Source organism: Streptococcus sp. AS20, from assembly GCF_000524255.1.
In the GTDB taxonomy this organism is placed as follows: domain Bacteria; phylum Bacillota; class Bacilli; order Lactobacillales; family Streptococcaceae; genus Streptococcus; species Streptococcus constellatus.
This window is the reverse complement of record NZ_JANS01000005.1, coordinates 1-23,791: the sequence shown is the minus strand read 5'-3', so window position 1 is coordinate 23,791 and position 23,791 is coordinate 1. Positions and strand designations below refer to the sequence as shown.

21 protein-coding genes and 1 pseudogene are annotated in these 23,791 nt (G+C 38.2%); 2 read left to right on the top strand and 20 right to left on the bottom strand.

The window, feature by feature from the left end; translation table 11 throughout:
• Positions 1-85 precede the first annotated feature (85 nt).
• The 15 genes and pseudogenes from rlmD to HMPREF1514_RS01010 form a co-directional block, all read right to left on the bottom strand.
• Positions 86-1,441 (bottom strand): 23S rRNA (uracil(1939)-C(5))-methyltransferase RlmD, encoded by a 1,356-nt coding sequence (rlmD, locus tag HMPREF1514_RS01080; RefSeq protein WP_037596658.1) that lies wholly within the window; start codon positions 1,439-1,441, stop codon positions 86-88.
• A 73-nt stretch (positions 1,442-1,514) separates the two neighbouring features.
• On the bottom strand, positions 1,515-2,849 hold the full coding sequence (locus tag HMPREF1514_RS01075; RefSeq protein ID WP_037596655.1) for an LCP family protein: 1,335 nt from the start codon (positions 2,847-2,849) through the stop codon (positions 1,515-1,517).
• Between the two features lie 12 nt (positions 2,850-2,861).
• Positions 2,862-3,695 carry a prephenate dehydratase gene (gene pheA, locus HMPREF1514_RS01070; RefSeq protein WP_037596652.1) on the bottom strand — a complete coding sequence of 278 codons (834 nt, stop codon included), beginning with the start codon at positions 3,693-3,695 and terminating at the stop codon, positions 2,862-2,864.
• Positions 3,692-4,168, bottom strand: a complete 477-nt coding sequence (locus HMPREF1514_RS01065; protein ID WP_003068583.1) for a shikimate kinase — start codon at positions 4,166-4,168, stop codon at positions 3,692-3,694. Before HMPREF1514_RS01065 ends, pheA begins: the two co-directional genes overlap by 4 nt.
• Positions 4,161-5,444 (bottom strand): 3-phosphoshikimate 1-carboxyvinyltransferase, encoded by a 1,284-nt coding sequence (gene aroA, locus HMPREF1514_RS01060; RefSeq protein ID WP_037596650.1) that lies wholly within the window; start codon positions 5,442-5,444, stop codon positions 4,161-4,163. Before aroA ends, HMPREF1514_RS01065 begins: the two co-directional genes overlap by 8 nt.
• 111 nt (positions 5,445-5,555) lie before the next feature.
• A pseudogene (locus tag HMPREF1514_RS09605) lies at positions 5,556-5,722 on the bottom strand (L-lactate dehydrogenase); the annotation flags it as partial.
• A 174-nt stretch (positions 5,723-5,896) separates the two neighbouring features.
• Positions 5,897-6,235: a YlbF/YmcA family competence regulator gene (locus HMPREF1514_RS01050; RefSeq protein ID WP_003073067.1), complete on the bottom strand. Its 339-nt coding sequence runs from the start codon at positions 6,233-6,235 to the stop codon at positions 5,897-5,899.
• Between the two features lie 11 nt (positions 6,236-6,246).
• Complete coding sequence (locus tag HMPREF1514_RS01045; protein ID WP_037596644.1) at positions 6,247-7,353, bottom strand: prephenate dehydrogenase; 1,107 nt, start codon at positions 7,351-7,353, stop codon at positions 6,247-6,249.
• 10 nt (positions 7,354-7,363) lie between these two features.
• Positions 7,364-7,744 (bottom strand): DUF1634 domain-containing protein, encoded by a 381-nt coding sequence (locus HMPREF1514_RS01040; RefSeq protein ID WP_037596641.1) that lies wholly within the window; start codon positions 7,742-7,744, stop codon positions 7,364-7,366.
• A complete protein-coding gene (locus tag HMPREF1514_RS01035; RefSeq protein WP_003068574.1) occupies positions 7,741-8,577 on the bottom strand; it encodes a sulfite exporter TauE/SafE family protein in 837 nt (278 codons plus the stop codon). Before HMPREF1514_RS01035 ends, HMPREF1514_RS01040 begins: the two co-directional genes overlap by 4 nt.
• Positions 8,577-9,743 (bottom strand): chorismate synthase, encoded by a 1,167-nt coding sequence (gene aroC, locus HMPREF1514_RS01030; RefSeq protein ID WP_037596639.1) that lies wholly within the window; start codon positions 9,741-9,743, stop codon positions 8,577-8,579. Before aroC ends, HMPREF1514_RS01035 begins: the two co-directional genes overlap by 1 nt.
• Positions 9,744-9,776: 33 nt before the next feature.
• Positions 9,777-10,844, bottom strand: a complete 1,068-nt coding sequence (gene aroB, locus HMPREF1514_RS01025) for a 3-dehydroquinate synthase (protein WP_037596637.1) — start codon at positions 10,842-10,844, stop codon at positions 9,777-9,779.
• A gap of 10 nt (positions 10,845-10,854) precedes the next feature.
• A complete protein-coding gene (locus tag HMPREF1514_RS01020; RefSeq protein WP_037596634.1) occupies positions 10,855-11,709 on the bottom strand; it encodes a shikimate dehydrogenase in 855 nt (284 codons plus the stop codon).
• Entirely contained in the window at positions 11,699-12,376 is a 678-nt protein-coding gene (gene aroD, locus HMPREF1514_RS01015) for a type I 3-dehydroquinate dehydratase (protein WP_006268264.1), read from the bottom strand. Before aroD ends, HMPREF1514_RS01020 begins: the two co-directional genes overlap by 11 nt.
• A complete protein-coding gene (locus tag HMPREF1514_RS01010; RefSeq protein WP_037596630.1) occupies positions 12,373-13,536 on the bottom strand; it encodes a class I SAM-dependent rRNA methyltransferase in 1,164 nt (387 codons plus the stop codon). The genes aroD and HMPREF1514_RS01010 overlap by 4 nt, the downstream gene beginning before the upstream one ends.
• A 245-nt stretch (positions 13,537-13,781) precedes the next feature.
• On the opposite strand from HMPREF1514_RS01010, the gene HMPREF1514_RS01005 reads away from it, so the two are divergent.
• On the top strand, positions 13,782-15,953 hold the full coding sequence (locus HMPREF1514_RS01005) for an LTA synthase family protein (RefSeq protein ID WP_443030962.1): 2,172 nt from the start codon (positions 13,782-13,784) through the stop codon (positions 15,951-15,953).
• Positions 15,954-16,014: 61 nt separating this feature from the next.
• Here HMPREF1514_RS01005 and HMPREF1514_RS01000 read toward each other — a convergent pair whose 3' ends face one another.
• The 4 genes from HMPREF1514_RS01000 to rpiA all read right to left on the bottom strand — a co-directional run bounded on the left by HMPREF1514_RS01000 (position 16,015) and on the right by rpiA (position 19,377).
• Positions 16,015-16,770: a hypothetical protein gene (locus HMPREF1514_RS01000; protein WP_037596626.1), complete on the bottom strand. Its 756-nt coding sequence runs from the start codon at positions 16,768-16,770 to the stop codon at positions 16,015-16,017.
• Positions 16,770-17,480 (bottom strand): purine-nucleoside phosphorylase, encoded by a 711-nt coding sequence (deoD, locus tag HMPREF1514_RS00995; RefSeq protein WP_020997945.1) that lies wholly within the window; start codon positions 17,478-17,480, stop codon positions 16,770-16,772. Before deoD ends, HMPREF1514_RS01000 begins: the two co-directional genes overlap by 1 nt.
• A 181-nt stretch (positions 17,481-17,661) precedes the next feature.
• Positions 17,662-18,471, bottom strand: coding sequence for a purine-nucleoside phosphorylase (locus tag HMPREF1514_RS00990; protein WP_037596624.1), 810 nt, complete (start codon positions 18,469-18,471; stop codon positions 17,662-17,664).
• A gap of 222 nt (positions 18,472-18,693) precedes the next feature.
• Positions 18,694-19,377 carry a ribose-5-phosphate isomerase RpiA gene (gene rpiA, locus HMPREF1514_RS00985; RefSeq protein WP_003068551.1) on the bottom strand — a complete coding sequence of 228 codons (684 nt, stop codon included), beginning with the start codon at positions 19,375-19,377 and terminating at the stop codon, positions 18,694-18,696.
• A gap of 347 nt (positions 19,378-19,724) precedes the next feature.
• Between rpiA and mnmE the strand changes: the two genes are divergently transcribed.
• Positions 19,725-21,098, top strand: coding sequence for a tRNA uridine-5-carboxymethylaminomethyl(34) synthesis GTPase MnmE (gene mnmE / locus HMPREF1514_RS00980; protein ID WP_037596621.1), 1,374 nt, complete (start codon positions 19,725-19,727; stop codon positions 21,096-21,098).
• A 187-nt stretch (positions 21,099-21,285) separates the two neighbouring features.
• On the opposite strand, the gene HMPREF1514_RS00975 is transcribed toward mnmE, so the two are convergent.
• A partial coding sequence (locus tag HMPREF1514_RS00975; RefSeq protein ID WP_037596619.1) for a GBS Bsp-like repeat-containing protein occupies positions 21,286-23,791 on the bottom strand: 2,506 nt, incomplete at its 5' end.

Below are 23,791 nucleotides of genomic sequence, written 5' to 3'. Positions count from 1 at the left end.
GTACGGCTATAGATTTTATACTTCCCCCATAAAGCAAAAAGCCCTGTTATCAAGGCTTTCAAGAATCCCTTTCGCTAAAAGGTTCTCACTCTTTCACCAGCAGAGCTACACACTCGACGTGATGCGTTTGAGGAAATAAGTCAACCGGCTGGACTTTCTTCAGTTTATAACCCAGTTCTTGGTAGAGCTTGATGTCACGCGCCATGGTTGCTGGGTTGCAGGATATGTAGATAATTTTCTTTGGTTCCATACTAACACTGGATTCGATGAAGCTTTCTGTCAAGCCTTTTCGTGGTGGGTCAACCAGAATAACGTCTGGCTTGATGTCTTGCTTACTCCAGTTAGCCATAGCATTTTCTGCTGAATCACAAACATAATGGGTATTAGTAATGCCGTTGATTTCTGCATTCTTTTGGCTATTTTCGACAGCTTCTGGAATCACTTCTACACCATAGACCTGCTTGACCTGCTTAGCGACTGACAGACCGATAGTCCCGATGCCTGAGTAAGCGTCAAGCACCACATCATCTGCTGCCAGCTCGGAAAAGTCAATAGCTGTCTGATAAAGTTTTTCTGCCATCTCAGTATTAACTTGGTAAAAGGCTGGCGCAGCAATCTGGAAGTCATTATCCAGCATGCGATCTGTGATATAGTCGTATCCATAAAGTGTCCGAAATTCCCATCCGAAAATCGCATTGCCCGGCTGGTCGTTGATATTCTGCATGATGGACTTGATAGTTGGGAAAGCCTCTGTCAAACGTTCAATCAACTGCTCCACTCGGAATATTTTAGGCCGAGTTGTCACTAGAATTACCATGATTTCCTCTGAATAATGGCCACGGCGAACAACTAGATTGCGAATGAGACCAGTCTTTTCCTGCTCATCGTAAGGTTTAAGGTCAAAGCGACGGAGCAAGTCACGTGTAAAGAGGATAACTTGGTCAATGACTGGATCCTGAATATAGAAATCTTCAATCGGCAGGAGGTCATGGGAATTTTTACGGAAAAATCCTGTTTCCAGCTGGCCATTGACACGGCGGACAGGCACTTGAGCCTTATTGCGGTAGCCCAGCGGCTGCTCCATACCAAGTGTCGGCGACACTTCAACATTGGACAAACCAGCAATCTTATAGAGACTGTCTTTGACTTGCTTGCGTTTGAAGGCCAGCTGGGATGGATAGCTCAGATGTCCCAAGTCCGCAATTCCCGTACGCAGATAAGCCATATCAAGATTCTCATTACGCTGGTCTGAAGTGCGAAGAAACTCCTCTACTTTACCAAAGCCGATTTTTTTATTGACCTTGAGAACCCGCATAAGGATTTTTTCACTTGGTAAGGCATTTTCTACAAAGAAAACCAACCCTTCTGCCTTAGCTATTCCTGCACCATCATGACTCAAATCTACAATTTCAACTTCTATCACATCATTCTTTTTTAACATATTTTCTCTTTCTATCTGCTCTGCCATTTCCCAAAAAAAGAAAGCGACAGAATTATCACTTTCTATTATATCATTATCTGAGTCCAAGTTTTGCTAATTTAGTCTTATAAGCTTCAAAATCAACAAGCAAGCCTTGACCACCATACATATCATAAGCATCTATCCAATCACCATTTTTAGGAATAGTCATCTTTTCAACACCATTACGAGCATTGGTAAGAGAAGATAAGCCATGTGTTAGTAAAAAGCTATAGGGAATATTTGTCGAAGTTAACGCAAAGACTTTTCCAAGTGCTTCAGATCCTGTGAACAGTTTCGTTGGGTCTTTTATTTGCTGAATAATCGCACTCATCACCTCTTGCTGGCGACGGGTACGTCCAAAATCTCCCTCATCATCTTTACGGAAACGCGCATAATTCAAAAGCGTACGACCGTCCATTCGTTGTTTGCCAACCTTAATCGTCTGCTCTGGAACCACGCCGTCTTTCATATTAAGATCATCCGGCACCCGAACTTCACTCACTTTTTCGCCATTGATAGTTGAAAAGTTCGCATTCATTTCAACACCATTTGGAAAAAGTGTATCAATCGCTGTTGCAAAGGTCGAAAAATCAACCAAGGCATAATATTTAATGTCAATATCAAAGTTATCTTTTAACACTTGGCGTACTAATTCAGCGCCTTGATTCTTATTTTGCTCTCCAATGGCATACGCTACATTTAACTTTTGATCATAACCCGATCCTTGGCTGACTTCATCAATGTGAACGAGCGTGTCCCTCATGAAACTGACGAGTTTCATTTTTTTATTTTTTCCACCGACATTTAAGACCATGATCGAATCTGTCCGCGTTTCAGAAGAAGATTGTCCAATTCGTCCATCTGTACCCAAAATAAGTATATTCACGCCGTCTTTTGTATCTTTCCCATGAAAAATCTCTGTTTGAGCAGCTTTTGCATTTGGATTGCTTTTAGAGGTGTTCAAGCCTTTTATAAACATAAAAAGCATCCCTCCAATAATCAACACCACAATAAGTGCTAACCAACCTAGAATCCGCTTCACACGTAATTTTCTATGTCGTTTTTCCTTTTTAGGCTTGGGCGGATTTTCTACATTTTCGGTTGTATAATTTGGTATGCGTTCAATTTTAGCTCGTTTACTACGGCGACTTCTTTCTGGATATTGAGGTAATCCTTGTTCAGTATAGCCAAAATTCTCAGGAACCTGTTGGTCAGAAAAGTTACTTCTCACTGCTCGAGCTGGCTCTATTGTTTGGTTTCCTTCTTGCTTGCTAAGAAGATATTGATACTCTTTTTTCTCGCGTTCATTTAAATAATGGATATTTTTGTAAAGATAGTCCAGTCTCAACTGCTCATGGTGGCTGAGATTATCAGATTTTTTACCCATGATTTCTCCAATCTACTTTTCTGAAATGGTATAAACAGTATAATTTCCTAAAATTTTATAAGTAATACCAATTGTTTCTAACTCTTTTATCGCAAATGATACCAAATTCGCTTTTTCATTATTGATATCCACAATGAAAAAATATTCTCCCAAGGCTGTCTTCAATGGACGGCTTTCAATCTTTGTCAAATCAATTCCCCGCCATGCAAAAGTTGCAAGGGCTTTGTATAAAGCACCAGGTAGATTATCTGGCAAAGTTAAAGCGAGCGTCATTTTCTTTTCCTTCGGATACAATGGCAAATCCGAGATTGACTGTCCAAGCAACCAAAAACGAGTGAAATTCTCATCCATTTCTTGAATATCCTCTGCAATAATCTGCAAATCATATTCACTGGCTGCAGTTTTAGGAGCAATGGCTGCATAATTTTCTTCAGGATGTTGAGCCACAAAACGGGCTGCATAAGCTGTGCTAGCTGTTATTTCGATTTTAGCTTGTGGATAATGCTGACGGATATATTTTTTGCCTTGCGCAATTGCCTGCGGATGAGAAAAGATTTTTTCTACTGGCTTCTCAGTTGCTGTAGCCAATAGCTGTTGTTGTATCGGTTGTACAACTTCCGCCACAGCATAAATGGCAGCCTGATGAAAAAGATAATCCAATGTTTCATGGACACTGCCTTCAATTGAATTTTCAACCGGCACCACAGAATAATCTACTTCACCTATTTCATAAGCCTTTACAACATCTGTGATATTTTCAAAAGCAACTAAAGTATCTGCTGGAAAGGCTTCTTGTGCCACATGATGAGAAAAAGACCCTTTCGGACCTAAAAATCCAATTTTCATTGCAACACCTCCACAATTTGTTTTGGTGTCAAAGTAGTCACATCAATAACTTTTGTAGCTACTTCTTCATACCAAGCCTGACGTTGATTAAAAAGACTTTTTAAATCAGCTTTGCTATTGTTCAAATAAAGCGGGCGCTGGTGTTTCTGATCTTCTTCAAGGCGCTGGTAAAGTGTCTCAAAATCCGTTTTCAAATAAATGTTTTCAGGATTTTGTTTTAATAACTTGCGATTTTGAATACTGCTTACGATTCCGCCACCGGTTGAGATGACTTGTTCTGACTGCAGCAATTCTTTTAATAATTCACTTTCTCTTTGTCGAAAAGCTTCTTCACCATACCGCTCAAAATATTCTTTAATCGGCATCTCTAGTTTTTCTGACAAAAACTCATCCATATCAATAAAATTCTCATCTAACAAGCTAGCAATTGTTGATTTTCCAGCCCCCATGAAACCAATCAAAATTTTAGGCATGAAGTAAATCCTCCAAATCATGAAAGAAATTCGGATAACTCGTATTGATAGCTTCGGCTCGTTCCAGTTCTACTTGATCATCGTTTACCAAAAGAGCTGCAATAGCTGCCATCATACCAATTCGATGATCGCCAAATGTATTCACTTTAGCACCATGAAAAGGGCTTTCCCCTTTGATGATCATGCCATCCTCTGTCGGAGTAATATCGGCTCCCATGCTATTTAGTGTATCTGCCACAACTTGAATACGGTCTGTTTCTTTTACTTTTAGTTCCTCTGCATCACGAATGACCGTTTGCCCTTTAGCTTGAGTAGCTAAAAGTGCAATGATGGGCAATTCATCAATCAAGCGTGGGATAATTTCTCCACTAATTTCTGTGCCAACTAATTCAGATGTTTCCACCGTCATAGTTGCAGACTTAGCAATATTGTCTATATCCGCCACACTTAACTTCCCACCCATTGCTTGAATGACATCCAAAATGCCAGTCCGCGTTTCATTGATTCCAACATTTTTCAAAATAATCTTAGAATTTGGAACAATAAGTCCTGCCACCAACCAGAAAGCTGCACTAGAAATATCTCCTGGTATTACAACATTCTGTCCTATAAACTCTTGTCCACCCTGAATACGAATTTCCTTACCATTGATAAAAATCTGACCACCGAACTGCTCAATCATATCTTCTGTATGGTTACGGGTCATCTCTTTTTCAAGAATGACGGATTCACCTCGAGCTTGCAAAGCAGCAAATATCAAAGCAGACTTAACCTGAGCAGAAGCCACAGGTAATGTATAATGAATTGGTTGTAAGGTCTTATTTCCATGAATCGTAAGCGGTGGCAGGTCACGATTGGTTTGCCCAGCGATTTGGACTCCCATTTGACGGAGAGGAATTGTTACACGATCCATAGGACGTTTCGATAAGCTATCATCGCCAACCATTGTTGCTGCAAAATCCTGTCCAGCCAGTACGCCCGAAATCAAGCGAATGGAAGTACCAGAATTTCCCATGTTCAGTGTATTTGTAGGAGCTTTAAGGCCAGCAAAACCCACCCCGTGAATCGTTACTACATCGCCATCATCGTCAATCCGAACACCTAAATCGCGAAAGACTTGCATGGTGGATAGAACATCTTCCCCTCGCAAAATATCATGAATCGTTGTGACTCCTTTAGCTAAACTACCAAATATAATTGAGCGATGACTAATAGACTTATCCCCTGGCACATGAATGCACCCTGCTAACCCACTTGCCTTTGTTCGTAATTGCATAGAAAACCTCATACCTGATCCTTTTTACATATTGTACCATAAAAAAAGGAGGGAAACAAAAGTGAGTGGGAGAAGACTTCATTTCTTCAGATTCTACTTTTCCTCAACCTCTTAAGACGATAAACTTTCTAAAAATTTTTGCTTGATGAATTGTGCAGAACGAGCTAATTTTCATTTTCTTCTTCTGTTAAGTTAAGTTGAACTTGTTCCAGAATTCCCTCACGTCCTACAATGGCTGGATATCTCAAATAGGTGTCTAATAGTTGATAATATACTGAAAATTTGTCCAGTAGATATAATTCATTATACTCAGAAATCATTAAAAAACAAGCATTTTCCAAAAACATGCAGAAAATTCACATATTTCTGGAAGAGACTTGTTTTACAAGGTTTATTCGCCCTGACCAAAAAAGCTGATTCAAAATTTGAATCAGCCAACCTGTGTATATTGTTTATTTTAGCAATTCTTGAACTGGATCAAAAATGATACGTTCAATGTCCGCCAAGTAAATAGATAATTGCTGTTGTTTGTTGAAAAATTCAGTCAGAGCAGGATTTACTTGAATTTTTTCCCCAAAGGATTTCATCTTATCTTGTACTTCTTGCGTGGGCATTTGACCTGATTGTGCCATCGCTTGCAATTCTTGTTGAAAAGCTAGATAATCCTTTAAAAGAGCTTTCGCTTCACTATCAGCATCTACTGCTTTTTTACTTTCGACAACAGCTTTGTACTCAGGAAGGTCACGCAGAGTACGGCTAAGTTCATTTGCTAAATCATAAATATTTGACATAGTCTTCCTCCTTAATCTAAAAAGACTGGATAATGTGTCTTTTCTCTTATTATTTTAGCAGATTTTTCCAAATCTTCACGATTTTTAAAGGTGATTTGGAGAATTCCGTTAATGTCTTCACGATTTTCTTCGTTGATGTGAATGTTAACAATGGACGTTCCTCTTAGAAGTTCTAGGATACCTAAAATAGCATCTTCTTCATCAGGAACATTGATGAAAATGTCATAAAAGCTATCCACACCAGCTCGTTTATGAATTTCCATAGCTTTTCGGACCTGTCGCCCATGTTGAAAAAATTTCCAAATTAGATCTTCATTTTTATTCTGAATAGCACTTGAAATAATATCTAATCGCTTCTTAAAATCCTCTATTCTCTCTAAAATAGCATCTGGATTGGTCAACAAAATCGAAGTCCACATGCTTGGCTCACTCTCTGCAATCCGCGTCATATCACGAAAGCCTCCAGCAGCGAAATGTTGTGTCATTTCGTGCTGTTGAGTATATGCAGCTGCTTGATCCATAAGGCTCGAAGCTAGAATATGCGGAAAATGACTAATTTGGCTAGTTACATCATCATGCTCTTTGGCATCAATCTCGATAAACCGAGCATGCAAACCCGATAAGAGATCTTTCATTTCCTCTATCGTGCCATCTTTCGTCAAATGAGACGGAGTAAAAATATAATAGGCATTTTCAAACAGATTCACATCTGCTGCACGAGCACCCGTTTTATGACTACCTGCCATAGGATGCGCACCTACAAATCGGATATCTTTCTCCCTTAGAGCTTCTTCAGCAGCAGTTACAATTTCAGCTTTGGTAGAGCCTACATCTGAGATAATAACAGCTTTTTTTAAATCTAGAGTGGCTAATTGCCGGATAAACTCAATCGTTTGCTTGATAGGGATAGCAAGAATAATCACATCTGCCAGAGGAGCAAATTCAGCAAACTGGTTGGTCACTTTATCCACTAAGCCTTTTTCAAGGGCGATCTTTCTTGACTCTTCTCCACGATTATAGCCTAATATGATATAGTTTGGATGACCACGTCGAATTCCAAGTGCGATTGATGATCCAATCAAACCAAGACCTGCAATGTAAATAACTTTCTTTTCCATGCTCACTCCTTTACTTTGGTTCAATGATAAACCCTAGAACAATCGACACCAAAATAATAATCATAACAATCGCTGTGAAAATCATATACATTTTATCTTTTGTTTTCAAAAAAATGATAAATGTCGAAATCACTCGAAAAATTGGTGTCAAAATAAGCATAAAAGATCCTAGTAGCATAAACGTTACTGCATCAAAAATGGAATGGCTCTTCACGTAGTCAACTGGATTAAACTGTTCTAAATTCCCTAAAGAAATCACCTGCTGCCCACTAAAAAAGTAAAAAATCAGACCAAGGAACATAAAAATAAGGGACAGTAAAATTCCTACGCGAAGAATTTTCCCCATTACCAAATCCAGCTGCTCTTTTTCTTCTCGCATCTTATCTGTCATTTCATACCTCGTATAAACATTTGCATACCAAGAGCTAACAAAGCAACAAGAAAAATCCATCGCAAAACTTTTACAGGCACATATGGCATGATGCGGCTTCCGATAAAAGATCCGACTAGAACACCTAAGGCGATTGGTGTCACTAATACCGGATTGATTTGTCCTACAAAAAGATAAAAGATGGCTGAAGCAGTTCCTGTAACTCCCATCATAAAATTAGCGGTTGCTGAACTAGCTTTTAAAGGCATTTTCATCACCGTATCCATAGCTAAGACTTTAAAGGCGCCTGCGCCAATGCCTAAGAGAGCCGACATAACGCCTGCAAAAAACATAACAACGGAACCACCTGGAACATTAGCTACTTGGTATTTAATCGTCCGATTTAAGCCTTTATCAAAATATTCCCCACTGAGATTTAGTTTTTCAGCAATAGCATCATTTTGACTAGGTAAATGCTCTTCTTTTTTAGAACGAATTTTCTGGTACATATTAAATGCTTGAAAGAGCATAAGAGCTCCATAAAGTAAAAAAAGAAACTGTGAATCTGTTATCACTGATAACACCGCACCTACAAAGGCGCCTAAAGTTGTAAAAATTTCTAAAAACATAGCAATCCGTAGATTGAGCATATCATCTTTAAGATAAGCAATAGCAGAGCCTGAACTAGTTGCTAAAACTGCAATAATAGAAGCTCCTACCGCATACTTAATGTCTACTCCAAATAAGAGAGTGAGTACAGGCGTGATAACAATTCCGCCTCCAAGTCCTAATAAAGCCCCCAAAATCCCCGCAAACAGTCCTACGAGTAACATGGTACAAATATAAGTAAGCATTAAAAACCTTTCACATAATCACGGTATTGTTGAACTGCTTCTTTTAATTCGTCTAGGTTATCCGAAGAAAATTTCTCCAAGATCTCCGTTGCAAGTACTGTTGCAACAACAGCTTCCATTACTACACCAGCAGCTGGCAAAGCAGTCGGATCACTCCGTTCTACTGTTGCCTTGTAAGGTTCGTGTGTTTCAATATCAACACTCATAAGTGGTTTATAGAGAGTTGGTATCGGCTTCATCACTCCGCGTACTATGATAGGCTCTCCGTTAGTCATGCCACCCTCAAAACCACCAAGATTATTGGTACGACGAGTAAAGCCATCCTCTTTAGACCAGAGTATTTCATCCATAACCTGACTGCCCTTAAGCCGCCCTGCTTCAAAACCAATCCCAAATTCCACACCTTTAAATGCATTAATAGAAACTACTCCTTGAGCAATTTTAGCATCTAATTTCCTATCCCACTGAACATAAGAACCTAGTCCAACTGGCACACCACCGACAATGGTTTCAACAATTCCACCAATGGTATCGCCATCTTTCTTTATCTGATCAATATAGGATCTGATTTCCTCTTCCCGTTCTGGGTTGACAATCGAAACTTCTGACTGACGAGCACGTTTCTTGATTTCAGAAACGGTCAAATTTTCCGGAATTTCAACATCAATACCACCAAAACTTACAATATGACTGGCTACTTCAACTCCAATTTCTTCTAAGAGTCGCTTAGCAACAGCTCCTACTGCAACCCGCATGGTCGTTTCACGTGCAGAAGATCGCTCCAAAGAATTGCGCAAGTCATCAAAACGGTACTTCATACCTCCAACCAGATCTGCATGACCCGGGCGAGGCTTGGTAATCTTACGCAGTTCTTTTTTTTTGTCGTTCACATCTGCCACATTCATAATGTCCAACCATTTTTGATGATCCAGATTCGTCACATTGAGTGTAATCGGCCCGCCCATGGTTCGCCCGTGACGAACACCGGAAGTAATTTCCACTTTATCACTCTCTATCTTCATGCGAGCTCCACGACCGTATCCGCCCTGACGGCGTTTGAGTTCTAAATTGATGTAATCTGTCGTAAGAGGAAGTCCAGCCGGTACTCCCTCAATGATAGCTGTTAAACGCGGCCCATGTGACTCCCCAGCAGTTAAATATCTCATTTAGTTACCTCGTATTTTATATACACTAAGCTCTTATTTTTCTAAATAATCCTTCATTTCTTCTAAAGGAATCTGATAAATGGTTGCCGTGCCCAATTTTGGAACAAGAACCAATTTAATTATCTTTCCTCTAGCTTTCTTATCATGAAGTAAAGCTTGATAGAGTTCTTCCTGACGCCAAGGTTGGTAATCAGTCGGGAGACCAAACTTACAACACATCTTCTCAATCTCTGTGGTTATTCCCTTAGGCATTAGTTCTTCTTTTTCTGCCACGCGCGCAACCTGGACCATTCCAATAGAAACAGCTTCTCCATGCATGACTTTTCCATAACCTGCAGTCGCTTCTACTGCATGACCAATAGTATGCCCAAAATTTAGATAAAGACGCACTCCATTATCAAGTTCATCTTCTACTACTAATTTGCGTTTGACATTGCAAGAATGATAAATGATACTTTCTGCGTGCTCTAAAATAGACTCTGGACTACCGTCCATATCAACCAGTTCCTTCCACAACTCTACATCTTCAATTAAACCATACTTGATAACTTCTCCCATACCTTCAATCAGCTCCCGTTGTCCCAAAGTTTTTAAAACATCTGGATCGATCAGAACTCCATCTGGCTGAGTAAAAGTTCCCACCATGTTCTTTGCCCACGGTGTATTGACACCCGTTTTCCCACCGATTGAAGAATCTACTTGAGCAGTCAAACTAGTCGGTATCTGTACAAAATGAACACCCCGCATATAAGTTGAAGCAGCAAAACCAGCTAAATCACCAACCACGCCACCTCCTAAGGCTACAATACCATCGCTACGGGTCAATCCAACTTTTGCTAAAAATTCATAAACGTTAGTAACTGTTGTTAAATTTTTACTGGCTTCACCTTCCAGAAAATTAAACACAAATACTTCAAAACCTGCAAGCTCTAAACTACGTTTGACTGTTTCGGCATATAGACTTGCCACATGATTATCGGTGATGACAACAAGCTTTTGAGCTGACCACAAACTTGCCAGCCATTCTCCAGCCTTTGCTAAAATCCCCTTTTCAATGACAATATCGTAAGGATGATTGGGGAGGTTCACATTTAACTTCATAGGCAACTCCTTAATTGTACTCCTGTTCCAATGCCTGCCAAATTTCCTTAGTTGGCATATCTTTTCCTGTCCACAATTTAAATGCTTCCGCGGCTTGATACAGTAGCATACCTAAACCATTAACGACTTGCACATTTTGTTTTTTTGCCCATTTTAAAAATGGTGTTTCAAATGGCTGATAAATCACATCCGCCACAAGGAGTGATTTTGATAAACGAATAGTGCTAGGTACGGGTGATGTCTTTTCGTCCATCCCTAGACTGGTCCCATTGACCAACAAAGCGGAAGTATTAAGCTTTTCTTGCAATAATTCTCTTTGTTCTAATGGTAACACTGAAATTTTCGTGCTAGCTGCCTGCTGAATTTGTTTCATTTGCTGTAAAACACGCTCAAAAGAAGTTTTCCTCGTAAACACAAAAATCTCATCAGCACCTTCTAAAACAGCCTGTACAATAATGGCTGTTGCAGCTCCACCAGCCCCAAGTATAAGCATTTTTTTGCCTTTGATGACAAAAGATGGCAAGCTCATAAAAAATCCCTTACCATCTGTATTATAACCAATTAATTTCCCGTTTTGATTTACGACAGTATTCACTGCCCCTATCATCTGTGCAGCCGGTGTGAGCTCATCTAAAAAAGGAATCACAGCCTGTTTATAAGGCATAGACAAATTAATTCCAAACATATTATAGCGGCGAATATTTTCAACAGTCGTTTTCAAGTCATCTTCTGAAATTTCCCAAGCTACATAAACTCCATTAACGCCCGCTTGCTCAAATGCCGCATTATGAATAAAAGGAGAAATACTATGTTTGATTGGATTGGCAACAACTGCCGCTAAACGAGTATAGCCGTCAATTTTCATTCAAAATCTCCTGAATTTGTTTCATATTAGCAAGAGAAATTTGCCCTAGAGCACTAGACTCATCTAAACTAGCAAAAGACCAGCTTGAGCCTGTCAAATCCGCTGTTATTCGTGAAATTTTTCCAATTTGTCCCATAGAAATCGTCACAAAATCCTGATCTGGATTCAATGTTTTAAAGCCACGCGTATAGTTCATCAAATCCAGTACATCTTGCTCACTATGCGCCATAACAGAAACTTTTACTACTTTTGGAGTCAAACTGGTCAATTCGGATAAAATTTCCATCATATTTTCAGGCGTTTCTTCAAAATTGTGATAACTCAAAACAAGATTTGGAAAATCCAACATTTCCTCAAATCTATCTTTATGAGAAAAATATTCAAAATCAATATAATCGGGTTGATATATTGTTGAAACTTCCTTAATGATAGAAATATATTCATCATCCGTCAATTCAATCTTTCCACCCTCCCCAATTGTTCTCAGAGTGAAAATCAATTCACGACCAGCAAATTTTTCAAAAATAGCAGGCGCAACAGTCAGAATATCATCTTTTGCTAAAAAATCAGCGCGCCATTCAATAATATCCGCGTCATTATAGCGCAAACTATCAATATTTTGCGCTTCTTCTAAATTTTTAGGCATCACTGATACGACTAATTTCATTTGTCCACCTTAATGGTAAATACCTTGAGGTAATTACTTCTTTCATCTTTCTTATTATAAGTAAAATCTGCTGGCAAACCGTATTCTTTCAGATAACGGTGCTTGCTTCCTGCAAAACCTTTTTCAATTTCTTTTTTAAACTTACTACGTGAAATATTTGCGGCATTCGTACTAGCAATAATCATTCCGTGAGGATTTAAAATTTCTAAAGACTGAGCAATCAACTTATGATAGTCCTTAGCCACTGAAAAAGTTTGTTTTTTATTTCTTGCAAAACTCGGCGGGTCTAAAACAATCACATCATAGGTCAGACCATGTCGCTTTGCATATTTAAAGTAGTCAAACGCATCCATCACAAAAAATGTATGATGACTCAGATCCAAACCATTCTCTTTAAAATGTGCTTCAGATAGCTCACGACTCCGTTTTGCTAAATCGACAGAGGTCGTCTGACTTGCTCCTCCTATGGCTGCCGCAACCGAAAAAGCTGCCGTGTAAGAAAACATATTTAATAGAGACTTGCCAGTTGCTAGACCATCTGCCAGGCTACCACGAACCTCATGCTGGTCAAGGAAAATTCCTGTCATCAAGCCATCGTTTAGAAAGACTTGATACCGAACACCATTTTCTAAAATAGTGAAAAAAGCCGAAGCCTCCTGCCCATACAAATGAGCAGACTCAACATCTAATCCCTTAAATCGAATTTTCTCATACGCTCCTGCAACTTCTGGGAAAACGTGTTGAAACGCTTGAACAACGGTCTCTTTCATTTCGTAAACAAAGAGATTATACCAAGAAAAGACAGCATAGTCTTGATACAAATCTATTGTAAAACCGCCAAATCCATCTCCTTCTTGGTTAAAAAGACGGTAAGCTGTCGTCTCTTCAGATTGTTGATAAACTTGTCGCTTTTCTTTAGCACATTGGAATAGCTGACAGAAAAACGAGACATCTAAAGTTACTTTCTTATGTGAAATAAACCACCCAATCCCTTTGTTTTGCTCCGATAAGTATCCGATGCCTATAAATTGTCCTTTTGTATTTGCCAATTCTACGGCTTGATCATGAAAAGGAAGAGAAGGGAAATCTTGTTTTTCTAAAACAAATTGTCCTTTTTTTATCTTTTTTTCGGTGTAAGAAGGAATCGTAAGCTGTTTCATAAACTCTATTATATCAAATGTTATGAATTTTCTCAAAAAAATGTACTGCTTATTACAAAATGATTGCAAGAAAATGGTGATTTGTAAAACTTCTATTTATTTTCAGTCTATAAAAGTTCTACTCTGTTTTTTATCTGATAAAAGCAAATGCGACATTTTAAATTACCTACTTAAAACGAAAATATGTTATACTTAATAGTGAAAATTTTAGGAAATAAGACAAGGAAGTACAATTTGTGAAAAATATGACTAGGAAGATACTCAACTTCATGAGTACAAGACTAGGTTTTGTCTTGACCTTACTGACTCTTTATTGGCTTAAAACCATGTGGGCCTATTCTGTTGATTTTAATCTTGATATTCAAGGTGCATATCAAGTCTTTCTCGCTATGATCAATCCTATCCCATTAGGGTTGTTATTAATTGGGCTAGCGCTTTACATTAAGAAAACCAAGATTTTTTATATTCTAGCCCTTTCTCTTTACACTTTATTGTTTGTTTGGCTCATTTCAAACTCCATCTATTATCGAGAGTTTAGTGATTTTGTCACTGTCAATACTATGCTGGCTTCAAGCAGTGTTTCTGCCGGTCTAGGAGAAGCTGCGCTTGAATTATTTAGAGTGAGTGATTTGATTTACATCATTGATTTTCCAATTTTAGGTTTTCTTTTTTATAAAAAATGGATTCGATTGGATGACCGTTCTTTTAATAAGCGAGCTAGCTTTGCCATTACCGCACTATCTAGTATGCTCTTTTCTGCCAACCTCTTTTTAGCAGAAATTGACCGACCTGAATTGTTAACGCGCGGGTTTTCAAATTATTATGTTGTCCGTGCATTGGGCTTACCTGCTTTTCTTGGGTATAGCGCCAATCAAACATACAGTGCCAATAAAGAACGCTCCAAAGCAAGTGCAAATGATTTGAAGCCTGTTGAAGAATATGTCAAGTCACACTATGCGGAGCCAAATAAAGAATATTATGGTATTGCTAAAGGAAGAAATGTCATCTACCTTCACTTAGAAAGTTTCCAACAATTCCTGATTGATTATAAATTGAAATCTGAGGGTAAAGAATATGAAGTAACACCTTTCCTTAACTCACTTTACCATTCAAATTCAACTTTATCCTTCTCCAATATCTTTAATCAAGTCAAAGCCGGGAAGACTTCTGATGCCGAAACTATGCTAGAAACTGGTTTATTCGGTCTCAATCAAGGTTCTTACATGGTAAACTATGGCGGCACAAACACGCAGCAAGCTGCTCCATACATCCTTTCAAAAAACGGTTATAATTCTAGTGCTGTTTTCCATGGAAATGCTGGTAGCTTCTGGAATCGAAATACCACCTACAAACAATGGGGATATAATTATTTCTTTGATGCAGCTTATTTCTCCAAACAAAATAAGACCAACTCTTTCCAATATGGTCTGAATGATAAGATTATGTTCAAAGATTCCATTAAATATCTTGAACATTTGCAACAACCTTTCTATGCAAAATATATCACCGTTTCTAATCACTATCCTTACACTACTAGTTTGATTGGTGATGAGACTGGCTTCCCGCTTGCGACAACAAAAGATGAAACCATTAACGGCTATTTTGCAACAGCAAATTATCTGGATTCTGCGGTTAAATCATTCTTTGATTATTTGAAAGCGTCTGGACTTTACGAAAATTCCATTATCGTACTGTACGGAGATCACTACGGTATTTCAAATTCTCGCAATCCATCACTTGCACCACTACTTGGCAAAAACTCTGAAACTTGGTCTAGCTATGACAATGCGATGCTCCAAAGAGTTCCTTACATGGTAGTGATTCCTGGAATGACAAAAGGAAAAATTGTCAATACTTACGGAGGACAGATTGACCTCTTACCTACTTTGGAACATTTGCTCGGTATTGACTCCAAACAATACTTACAAGTTGGACAAGACTTATTGTCACCCAAACATCAACAAACTGTTGCCTTTCGTTCATCAAATTATTTCGTGACTCCTAAGTATACAAGCTACAGTGGACGTACTTACTATACTGAAACAGGGCAAGAAATTACCAATCCTGATGAAACAACCAAAGCAGAACTTGAAAAAATTCGCAACACAACTAATGAACAGTTGAAGATGAGTGACTTGATTCAAACAGGAGACTTGCTTCGCTTCTACAAAGGAAATAATTTAGGAAAAGTGAATCCTAAAGACTATTCTTACACTAATTCACTTAAATCATTATTGTCCATTGAGAAGAAAAAAGACACCGAATCTACAAGTCTTTATAGCAAACGCGGTGGAAATTCAACTGTTGATTTGTTCAATTCACCAAGTTATCGAGCTCTTCATCCGGAACAATTTGAATCAACGAGTAGTAACAGTTCTTCCTCATCGACAGAAGAATCAAGTTCTTCATCTAAATAATTAAAAATCCCATACAAGCCATTAAATTTCTTGTATGGGATTTTATAATGGAATGAAACATTTAATCAAGAAACGTTTTGATGACTTGATTAACACGATCAAAATAAAACTGCTCTTTATCATAAGTGATACCGGTTGCTTGTGCTAGCAAAATCAATATTTCCATAAAAAATTGAGAAGAAAACCCGGTAGTGGAGTACAATTCTTCTTCATCAAAATGCTTAATCAAATGTGCCAAAGGATTTCGAACAGATTTCTCCAACTTTCGCAACTCTTTGACCATTATTTTGACTTGCTCTGACAAATCCAGTAGCAAAATCAAACTGGCTAGACTGGAAGAATGAACAGTGCTTTCGGCATGAAAAGTGCTCAAAATGGGGTGCCCTGTATTTTTCATCTTTTCAAAATTCCAACGATCGTAACTCGCTTCTCGAGAATTATGAATATAAGATTCAATATCAGGAATTTCCATCTTGATCAAACGCATAAAAATCCTATAAATAGCTGGACTAACGGCACGAATAAAATCAATCACTTGTTCATTTTTAAGCTTCGCTTCTAAATCATAGAGATAATTTGCTAATTGCTCATCTTCCTCAGACTCATGACAAAAAAGTTGAAAATCATTTCTAATTTCCAACTGACATTCCATAGCAGGGCGGATATTTAACTCTCTCCGTTCTGCCATAATATACAAAAGTTCAATTAGCTTTGATCCTGCATCGTTCAATCTTTGAGCTAATTTATAGGCATGAGCATAATCATAGCGAGAAATAGCATACACTATCTCTTCTTTTAGATCTAAATTTCCAAGCATCACTCTGAAATAATCGTTTCTAAGCCGACTTTCATCATATCTGTGAAAGTCGTTTGTCGTTCTTCTGCTGTTGTATCTTCATCTGGATTCACCAAGCTATCTGAAATAGTCATAATACCGAGTGCTTCAACATTATATTGAGCAGCTAAATAATAAAGAGCTGCCGCTTCCATTTCCACAGCCAGAACCCCCATTTTACCAAGTTCGATATTTTTTTCACCATAGTTTGAATAGAAAACATCTGATGATAGGACATTTCCAACATGCGTTGTCATACCAAATCCCTTAGCAATATGATAAGCCTTATCCAACAGATGAAAACTTGCAATTTGCGGAAAATCATATTGAGGCCAATCATTACGAATGATATTTGAATTTGTCGCTGCTGCTTGCGCCAACACCAATTCACGTACATGAACATCTTTATTCAACGAACCAGCAGTTCCTACACGAATTAAACGTTTCACACCGTAGTTCACAATCAATTCATGCGCATAGATAGAAATGGACGGAATTCCCATTCCAGTTCCCATCACACTAACACGATGACCTTTATAAGTCCCTGTATAACCAAACATGTTGCGAACTTCATTGAAACACACAGCATCTTCTAAGAAATTTTCGGCAATAAATTTAGCACGAAGTGGATCTCCAGGTAGTAAAATTTTATCAGCGATTTCGCCTGGTTTTGCTGCAATATGGATTGACATAATTAAGATACCAAACCCGTAAAAATCTGAATCAAAAACAATCAAAGTTATCAATTTCTTAAAAACTTTTTCTTTTCAGAATGGATTTTGTACAGGTTTTATTCCTTTCGTTTTAATTGATTATAGAAAAGCGAAAATAAAGCAAGCTCCACTCTCCTTTTCTTCTAAATTTTAGTTATTTTTACAATTCTGCAAGGATTGCTTTTACAAGTCCTTTGAAGTCTTCTTTGATTCGTTCAGTCACTTCCACCACTTCTTCATGGTTTAGCTCGCTTTGGAAACCAGCTGCAAAATTGGTGATAGCAGAAATTCCCAATACTTTCAAGCCTGAGTGGGCTGCCACAATTACTTCTGGAACAGTTGACATACCGACAGCGCTAGCTCCTAAGGTTTGGAAAGCGCGGATTTCAGCTGGCGTTTCATAGGTTGGACCGGTAACACCCAGATAAACTCCTTCTTTCAAGTCAACACCTAATTTTTCGGCTACAGCATGCGCTTTTTCACGATAAACTTTTGTATAAGCATCAGACATATCTGGGAAGCGTGGTCCAAATTCGTCTAAATTCGCTCCAATTAGAGGATTTTGTCCAGTTAAATTGATATGATCTGAAATAGCCATTAAAGTGCCGGGACCATATTCAACTCCTCCAGCAGCATTTGTGACAATAACACCTTCACAGCCTAGTGCTCTCATCACACGAACAGGGAATGTCACCACTTCCATCGGATTTCCTTCATAAAAATGGAATCGTCCTTGCAAAGCTAATACTTTCCGACCTGCTAAATCACCATAGACCAATTTACCGGCATGCCCCACTACTGTTGAGCGACCCCAATTGGGAATATCTGCATAGTCAATACTGACAGCATTTTCAATCTCACCAGCTAATTCTCCCAAACCAGATCCGAGAATCAAGCCAAATGCTGGTACAGTAATTCCTTTGTCTTTTAAAAACTGTGCTGTTTCGTTAATTTTACCCATTAAATTCATATCATTTCTCCTCACTCTTATCATTTATTTCCCTTTTAGCATTTTGTCTGTAAGGGTAGTGAAATATTAAGCTATTTGTGACATTTGTTAGAACAACTTATTTATATACTCTAACATTTTTACTTTCATAAAAATCAGCATTTAATGTAGTACCAATTCAGTCTGAATCCATGACAACGACATGAAGATAATTCCATGTGACATAAAATTTTACTCTCCTTTTTATTTTGCTTTAGTTGATTTTAAAATTTGCACGCCATTTTTTCCAGCAACAATGACCATATCCACCATTTGATTAAAGAGTCCATGTTCCACAACACCGACTACATGATCTAATTCTCGCCCAAATTCAACTGGATTTTCAATCACACCTAAGTCAAGATCGATGATAAAATTCTGCATATCAGTGACATAGCGCTTGCCATCTTTTTCACGAAATGATGGTTTGTAGCCTGCATGTTCAAAGCGACGAAAAAGCTGTTCTGCACCATATTGCACCACTTCTACCGGTAATTTGAACGCACCTAATTCATGAACCATTTTACTTTCATCCACTACCCAAATGTAGGTCTTTGTTGGAGTTGCAACAACCTTTTCCATAAGCAGGGCGCCACCGCCACCTTTGATACCATTAAAGTCAACGTCCACTTCATCAGCTCCGTCAACTGTCACGTCTACTTCTGCTACTTCATCAATCGCTTTCAATGGAATTCCCAAATTTCGAGCTTGTTCGCTTGTCTCACTTGAAGTAGTGACAGCAGTAATATTTAACTGTTCTTCCTTGATACGGCGGCCAATTTCTTCTACAAAATAATAGGCAGTCGAACCAGTGCCTAAACCAACTACCATTCCATCTTTCACATATTCTGCAGCTTTGATTCCTGCCATTTTTTTGAGGTTTTCCATTTTTACTCCTTTAATCAATCTGCTTCTAGTATACCATGATTTAGCAACTTTAGCACAAAAAAATGAAACCACTTTCTTGTAAAATTATTATTTTTTACCAAAAATTCTAAAAGCCGAATATTCCTTTTTTCTTTATGATAAAATGTTAAAAATCCTTAATTTTTTCTATTATAATTTGATATTGCAAATGAATAACCGAATAATCTTTTTTATTTAGTTTATCTTGTTGAAAAAATGATGAAGAGCTATCTTGACTAAAAATAGCATGTGAAAATCTTGCGACAAGCATTGTTTTGCGTTACAATGAATAGAGAGTACATTTGAATACATTATATAAGGAATAAATGATGATTACTAAAGAATTTGATACGATTGCCGCTATCTCGACTCCTCTTGGTGAAGGAGCTATCGGCATTGTTAGACTAAGTGGAACAGAGAGCTTTGCGATTGCCCAAAAAATCTTCAAAGGAAAAGATTTAAGCAAGGTTGCCAGCCACACACTTAACTACGGTCACATTATAGACCCTCATTCAAACCAAGTGCTAGATGAGGTCATGATTGGAGCGATGCGTTCTCCCAAAACATTCACACGCGAAGATGTGATTGAGATTAACACTCACGGAGGGATTGCTGTGACTAACGAAATCCTCCAATTAGCTATTCGAGAAGGAGCCAGAATGGCAGATCCTGGTGAATTTACCAAGCGAGCCTTTCTCAATGGACGTGTAGATTTGACACAAGCTGAAGCGATCATGGACATTATCAGAGCAAAAACGGATAAAGCTATGAATATTGCCGTCAAGCAATTAGATGGTTCTCTATCCGATCTCATCAATAATATACGTCAAGAAATACTTAACACGCTGGCTCAAGTTGAAGTCAATATTGACTATCCAGAATATGATGATGTTGAGGAAATGACGACCAAACTTCTGTATGAAAAAACGGCTGAATTTGAAGAACTTTTAACTCAACTTTTAAAAACAGCACGCCGAGGTAAAATTCTGCGTGAAGGAATTTCTACCGCTATTATCGGTCGCCCTAATGTTGGCAAATCTAGCCTTCTCAACAACCTTTTACGTGAGGATAAGGCTATTGTGACAGATATAGCTGGCACCACTCGCGACGTCATTGAAGAATATGTCAACATTAATGGCGTGCCATTAAAATTGATCGATACTGCCGGTATCCGTGATACAGATGATATTGTCGAACAAATCGGAGTAGAGCGATCCAAAAAAGCTCTCAAAGATGCTGACCTTGTACTTCTTGTGCTAAATGCAAACGAGCCCTTAACAGAACAAGACCATAAACTTTTAGAAATCAGCCAAGACACCAATCGTATCTTGCTACTGAATAAGACAGACTTGGACGAAAAGATTGAAACTACTCAACTCCCAGCTGATTTTATCAAGATTTCGGCTCTTCAAAATCAAAATATTGATAAAATTGAAGAACGAATCAATCAACTTTTCTTTGAAAATGCTGGCATTGCAGAACAAGACGCTACTTATCTTTCTAACTCTCGTCATATCTCTCTAATCGAAAAAGCTATCGAAAGTCTTCATGCTGTTAATGAGGGACTAGATTTGGGAATGCCGGTAGACTTAGTTCAAGTCGATCTAACTCAGACGTGGAGAATCCTCGGCGAAATCACAGGGAATGCAGCTCCTGATGAACTCATTACTCAGCTTTTCAGCCAATTTTGCTTGGGAAAATAACAAAAGATAAATTCAGTTGAAAACAATCAAACTCTATGATTTTTTCTGTAGAAGTCATAGAGTTTTTTATTGTGTTCATAAAAAATAGAGTGATTCAGGCAATCCGAGTTGTCTGAATCACTCTTTTCTTATAAATTAATAAAATATCAAAATATATATTCTTCATTCTTATCAGAACAAGTACAACCTACGCTCTGATTGTCATAAATGGTGATCCCTCTGTATTGTCAGTTGGATCCAAACTCCGTACTCTAAATAAATAATCTACTGAATAATAGCCATTATTACTAGCATTATAAGGATCCATTACATAGGTCATTCCGTTGTTATAACCTTTCATGATTAATTCATGTGTGACAGGATAATTTGCAAACACGCTGGTTCCTACTGCACCAAGCACATGATGTCCCATAGCAAGTGCTTCTCGCACAGCTGCAGTTGACCCTAAAGTCTCTGTTTTTAGACCCCAATGCCGTGCTGCTAATACAATTCCGTGGCTCGTTGTTCCGTAACTTCTCTTATTAAATTCATTCGTAGAATGATAGAGATAATCGGCCACAGTCGTTGGCAAGACAGTCTGGCCTGTAATACCAGAAATTGCCATAGCGACTGTCGTTGGAACGCAGCCTGTTGCAGCAAACGTATAGCCACCATAAGTTCGTCCTGCCCAACGACTATCACGTTGAGAATAATATGGCGTTTCATAGACTCTTCTGTTAACTTGAAGTTTAATTCCCCCCACACCAACTAATTGACCATCATTTTGGACATAATATAGATGGACATTGTATTCACCAGTGGAGTTTTTATGATTACTAGCATTGACAAATAATTTATAAGTTCCATCAGCTTGTTTTGTGGCTGTGTACCAACTAACATCATCTTGTCCATTGACACTAGACCAAGTTGGTAGTTTCACTTCACGAACACCATTGGGACTGAAAACATTAGATACGACAACTTCAAAAGTTCCTGTGTTGGGATTGTTGTTTTGAATAGTGATTTTTCCAGTTGGTTTCAGCTTATCTGGAGAAATTGTGACATTGGTTGATGTACCACCTACTCCAATCAATGTTCCATTATTTTGAACATAGTATAAATGAACATAATATAAACCGGTCGAATATTTATGATCACTGGCTTTGACTGTGACTTTATAGGTTCCATTGACTTGCTTTGTAGCAGTGTACCAAATAATATCATCCTGCCCATTGACACTAGACCAAATTGGAACACTAACTGCTTTCACTCCACCAGCTGGATTGGAAACTTCTGATACAATCACATCAAAGGTCCCAGTATCAGGATTATTATTGGCAATAGTAATTTTCCCTTGTGGTTTAGCAATGGAAACATTGGTTTTTGTTCCAGTCACACCCACCAATTTACCATTATTTTGGATATAATATAGATGAATATTATACTCACCAACCGAGTTTTTGTGATTACTTGCCTTAACAGTCACCTTATAAGTTCCATTGGCTTGCTTAGCTGCTGTATACCAGATAATATCATCTTGTCCATTGACACTAGACCAAATTGGCAACTTGACTTCGCGTACACCGTAAGGATTAGAAACATTGGACACGATAACATCAAAGGTCCCAGTATGAGGATTATTGTTTTGAATGGTAATTTGTCCTTGTGGCTTAGCTAAAGAAACAACTGTTTGTGTCCCTGCTACACCTACTAATTTACCATCATCTTGTACATAATAAAGATGAACATTGTATATGCCTGTTGAATATTTATGATCACTAGCTTTAACCGTTACCTTATAGGTTCCATCTGCTTGCTTTTTAGCAGTATACCAGATAATGTCATCTTGACCATCTACATTAGACCAAGTCGGTAATTTTACCTCGCGAACACCATCGGGGCTGGAAACACCTGATACAATCACATCAAAGGTTCCTGCATTCGGATTATTATTCGTAATTGTCAAAGTACCTTTAGGACGAGCCATCGAAACAGTTGTCGTTGTTCCAGTCACTCCTACTAACTGACCATCATGTTGAACATAATATAGATGAATATTATATTCACCTGTGGATCGTTTATGATCAGTTGCTTTAACGGTCACCTTATAAGTTCCATCAGATTGTCTAGCAGCTGTATACCAAATAATATCATCCTGTCCACCATCACTAGACCAAACTGGAACACTAACTGTCTTCACTCCACCAGCTGGATTGGAAACTTCTGAAACAATCACATCAAAGGTTCCTGTTTCAGGATTATTATTAGCAATAGTAATTTTCCCTTGTGGTTTAGCAATAGAAACATTGGTTTTCGTACCACCTACACCAACTAATTGGCCATCATTTTGAACATAGTAAAGATGGATATTATACTCACCAACCGAGTTTTTGTGATTACTTGCCTTAACCGTTACTTTATAGGTTCCATCAGCTTGTCTAGCAGCTGTATACCAAATAATATCATCCTGTCCATTGACACTAGACCAAATTGGCACACTGACTGTCTTCACTCCACCAGCTGGATTAGAAACACCTGATACAATCACATCAAAGGTTCCTGTATTGGGATTGTTGTTTTGAATGGTAATTGTTCCTTTGGGCTTACCAATGGATACAGTTGTTTTCGTTCCAGTCACACCAACTAATTGGCCATCATTTTGAACATAGTAAAGATGGATATTATACTCACCAACCGAGTTTTTGTGATTACTT

Coding starts and splice junctions, on each gene's coding strand:
- aroD (WP_006268264.1), bottom strand. CDS start 12,376: ATGAAATTAGTCGTATCAGTGATGCCTAAAAATTTAGAAGAAGCGCAA.
- HMPREF1514_RS01005 (WP_443030962.1), top strand. CDS start 13,782: ATGACTAGGAAGATACTCAACTTCATGAGTACAAGACTAGGTTTTGTC.
- rlmD (WP_037596658.1), bottom strand. CDS start 1,441: ATGTTAAAAAAGAATGATGTGATAGAAGTTGAAATTGTAGATTTGAGT.
- rpiA (WP_003068551.1), bottom strand. CDS start 19,377: ATGGAAAACCTCAAAAAAATGGCAGGAATCAAAGCTGCAGAATATGTG.
- HMPREF1514_RS01000 (WP_037596626.1), bottom strand. CDS start 16,770: ATGCTTGGAAATTTAGATCTAAAAGAAGAGATAGTGTATGCTATTTCT.
- HMPREF1514_RS01010 (WP_037596630.1), bottom strand. CDS start 13,536: ATGAAACAGCTTACGATTCCTTCTTACACCGAAAAAAAGATAAAAAAA.
- HMPREF1514_RS01075 (WP_037596655.1), bottom strand. CDS start 2,849: ATGGGTAAAAAATCTGATAATCTCAGCCACCATGAGCAGTTGAGACTG.
- deoD (WP_020997945.1), bottom strand. CDS start 17,480: ATGTCAATCCATATTGCAGCAAAACCAGGCGAAATCGCTGATAAAATT.
- aroC (WP_037596639.1), bottom strand. CDS start 9,743: ATGAGATATTTAACTGCTGGGGAGTCACATGGGCCGCGTTTAACAGCT.
- pheA (WP_037596652.1), bottom strand. CDS start 3,695: ATGAAAATTGGATTTTTAGGTCCGAAAGGGTCTTTTTCTCATCATGTG.
- mnmE (WP_037596621.1), top strand. CDS start 19,725: ATGATTACTAAAGAATTTGATACGATTGCCGCTATCTCGACTCCTCTT.
- HMPREF1514_RS01035 (WP_003068574.1), bottom strand. CDS start 8,577: ATGCTTACTTATATTTGTACCATGTTACTCGTAGGACTGTTTGCGGGG.
- aroB (WP_037596637.1), bottom strand. CDS start 10,844: ATGAAGTTAAATGTGAACCTCCCCAATCATCCTTACGATATTGTCATT.
- HMPREF1514_RS01045 (WP_037596644.1), bottom strand. CDS start 7,353: ATGGAAAAGAAAGTTATTTACATTGCAGGTCTTGGTTTGATTGGATCA.
- HMPREF1514_RS01050 (WP_003073067.1), bottom strand. CDS start 6,235: ATGTCAAATATTTATGATTTAGCAAATGAACTTAGCCGTACTCTGCGT.
- HMPREF1514_RS01020 (WP_037596634.1), bottom strand. CDS start 11,709: ATGAAAATTGACGGCTATACTCGTTTAGCGGCAGTTGTTGCCAATCCA.
- HMPREF1514_RS01065 (WP_003068583.1), bottom strand. CDS start 4,168: ATGCCTAAAATTTTGATTGGTTTCATGGGGGCTGGAAAATCAACAATT.
- HMPREF1514_RS01040 (WP_037596641.1), bottom strand. CDS start 7,744: ATGACAGATAAGATGCGAGAAGAAAAAGAGCAGCTGGATTTGGTAATG.
- HMPREF1514_RS00990 (WP_037596624.1), bottom strand. CDS start 18,471: ATGAATTTAATGGGTAAAATTAACGAAACAGCACAGTTTTTAAAAGAC.
- aroA (WP_037596650.1), bottom strand. CDS start 5,444: ATGCAATTACGAACAAAGGCAAGTGGGTTAGCAGGGTGCATTCATGTG.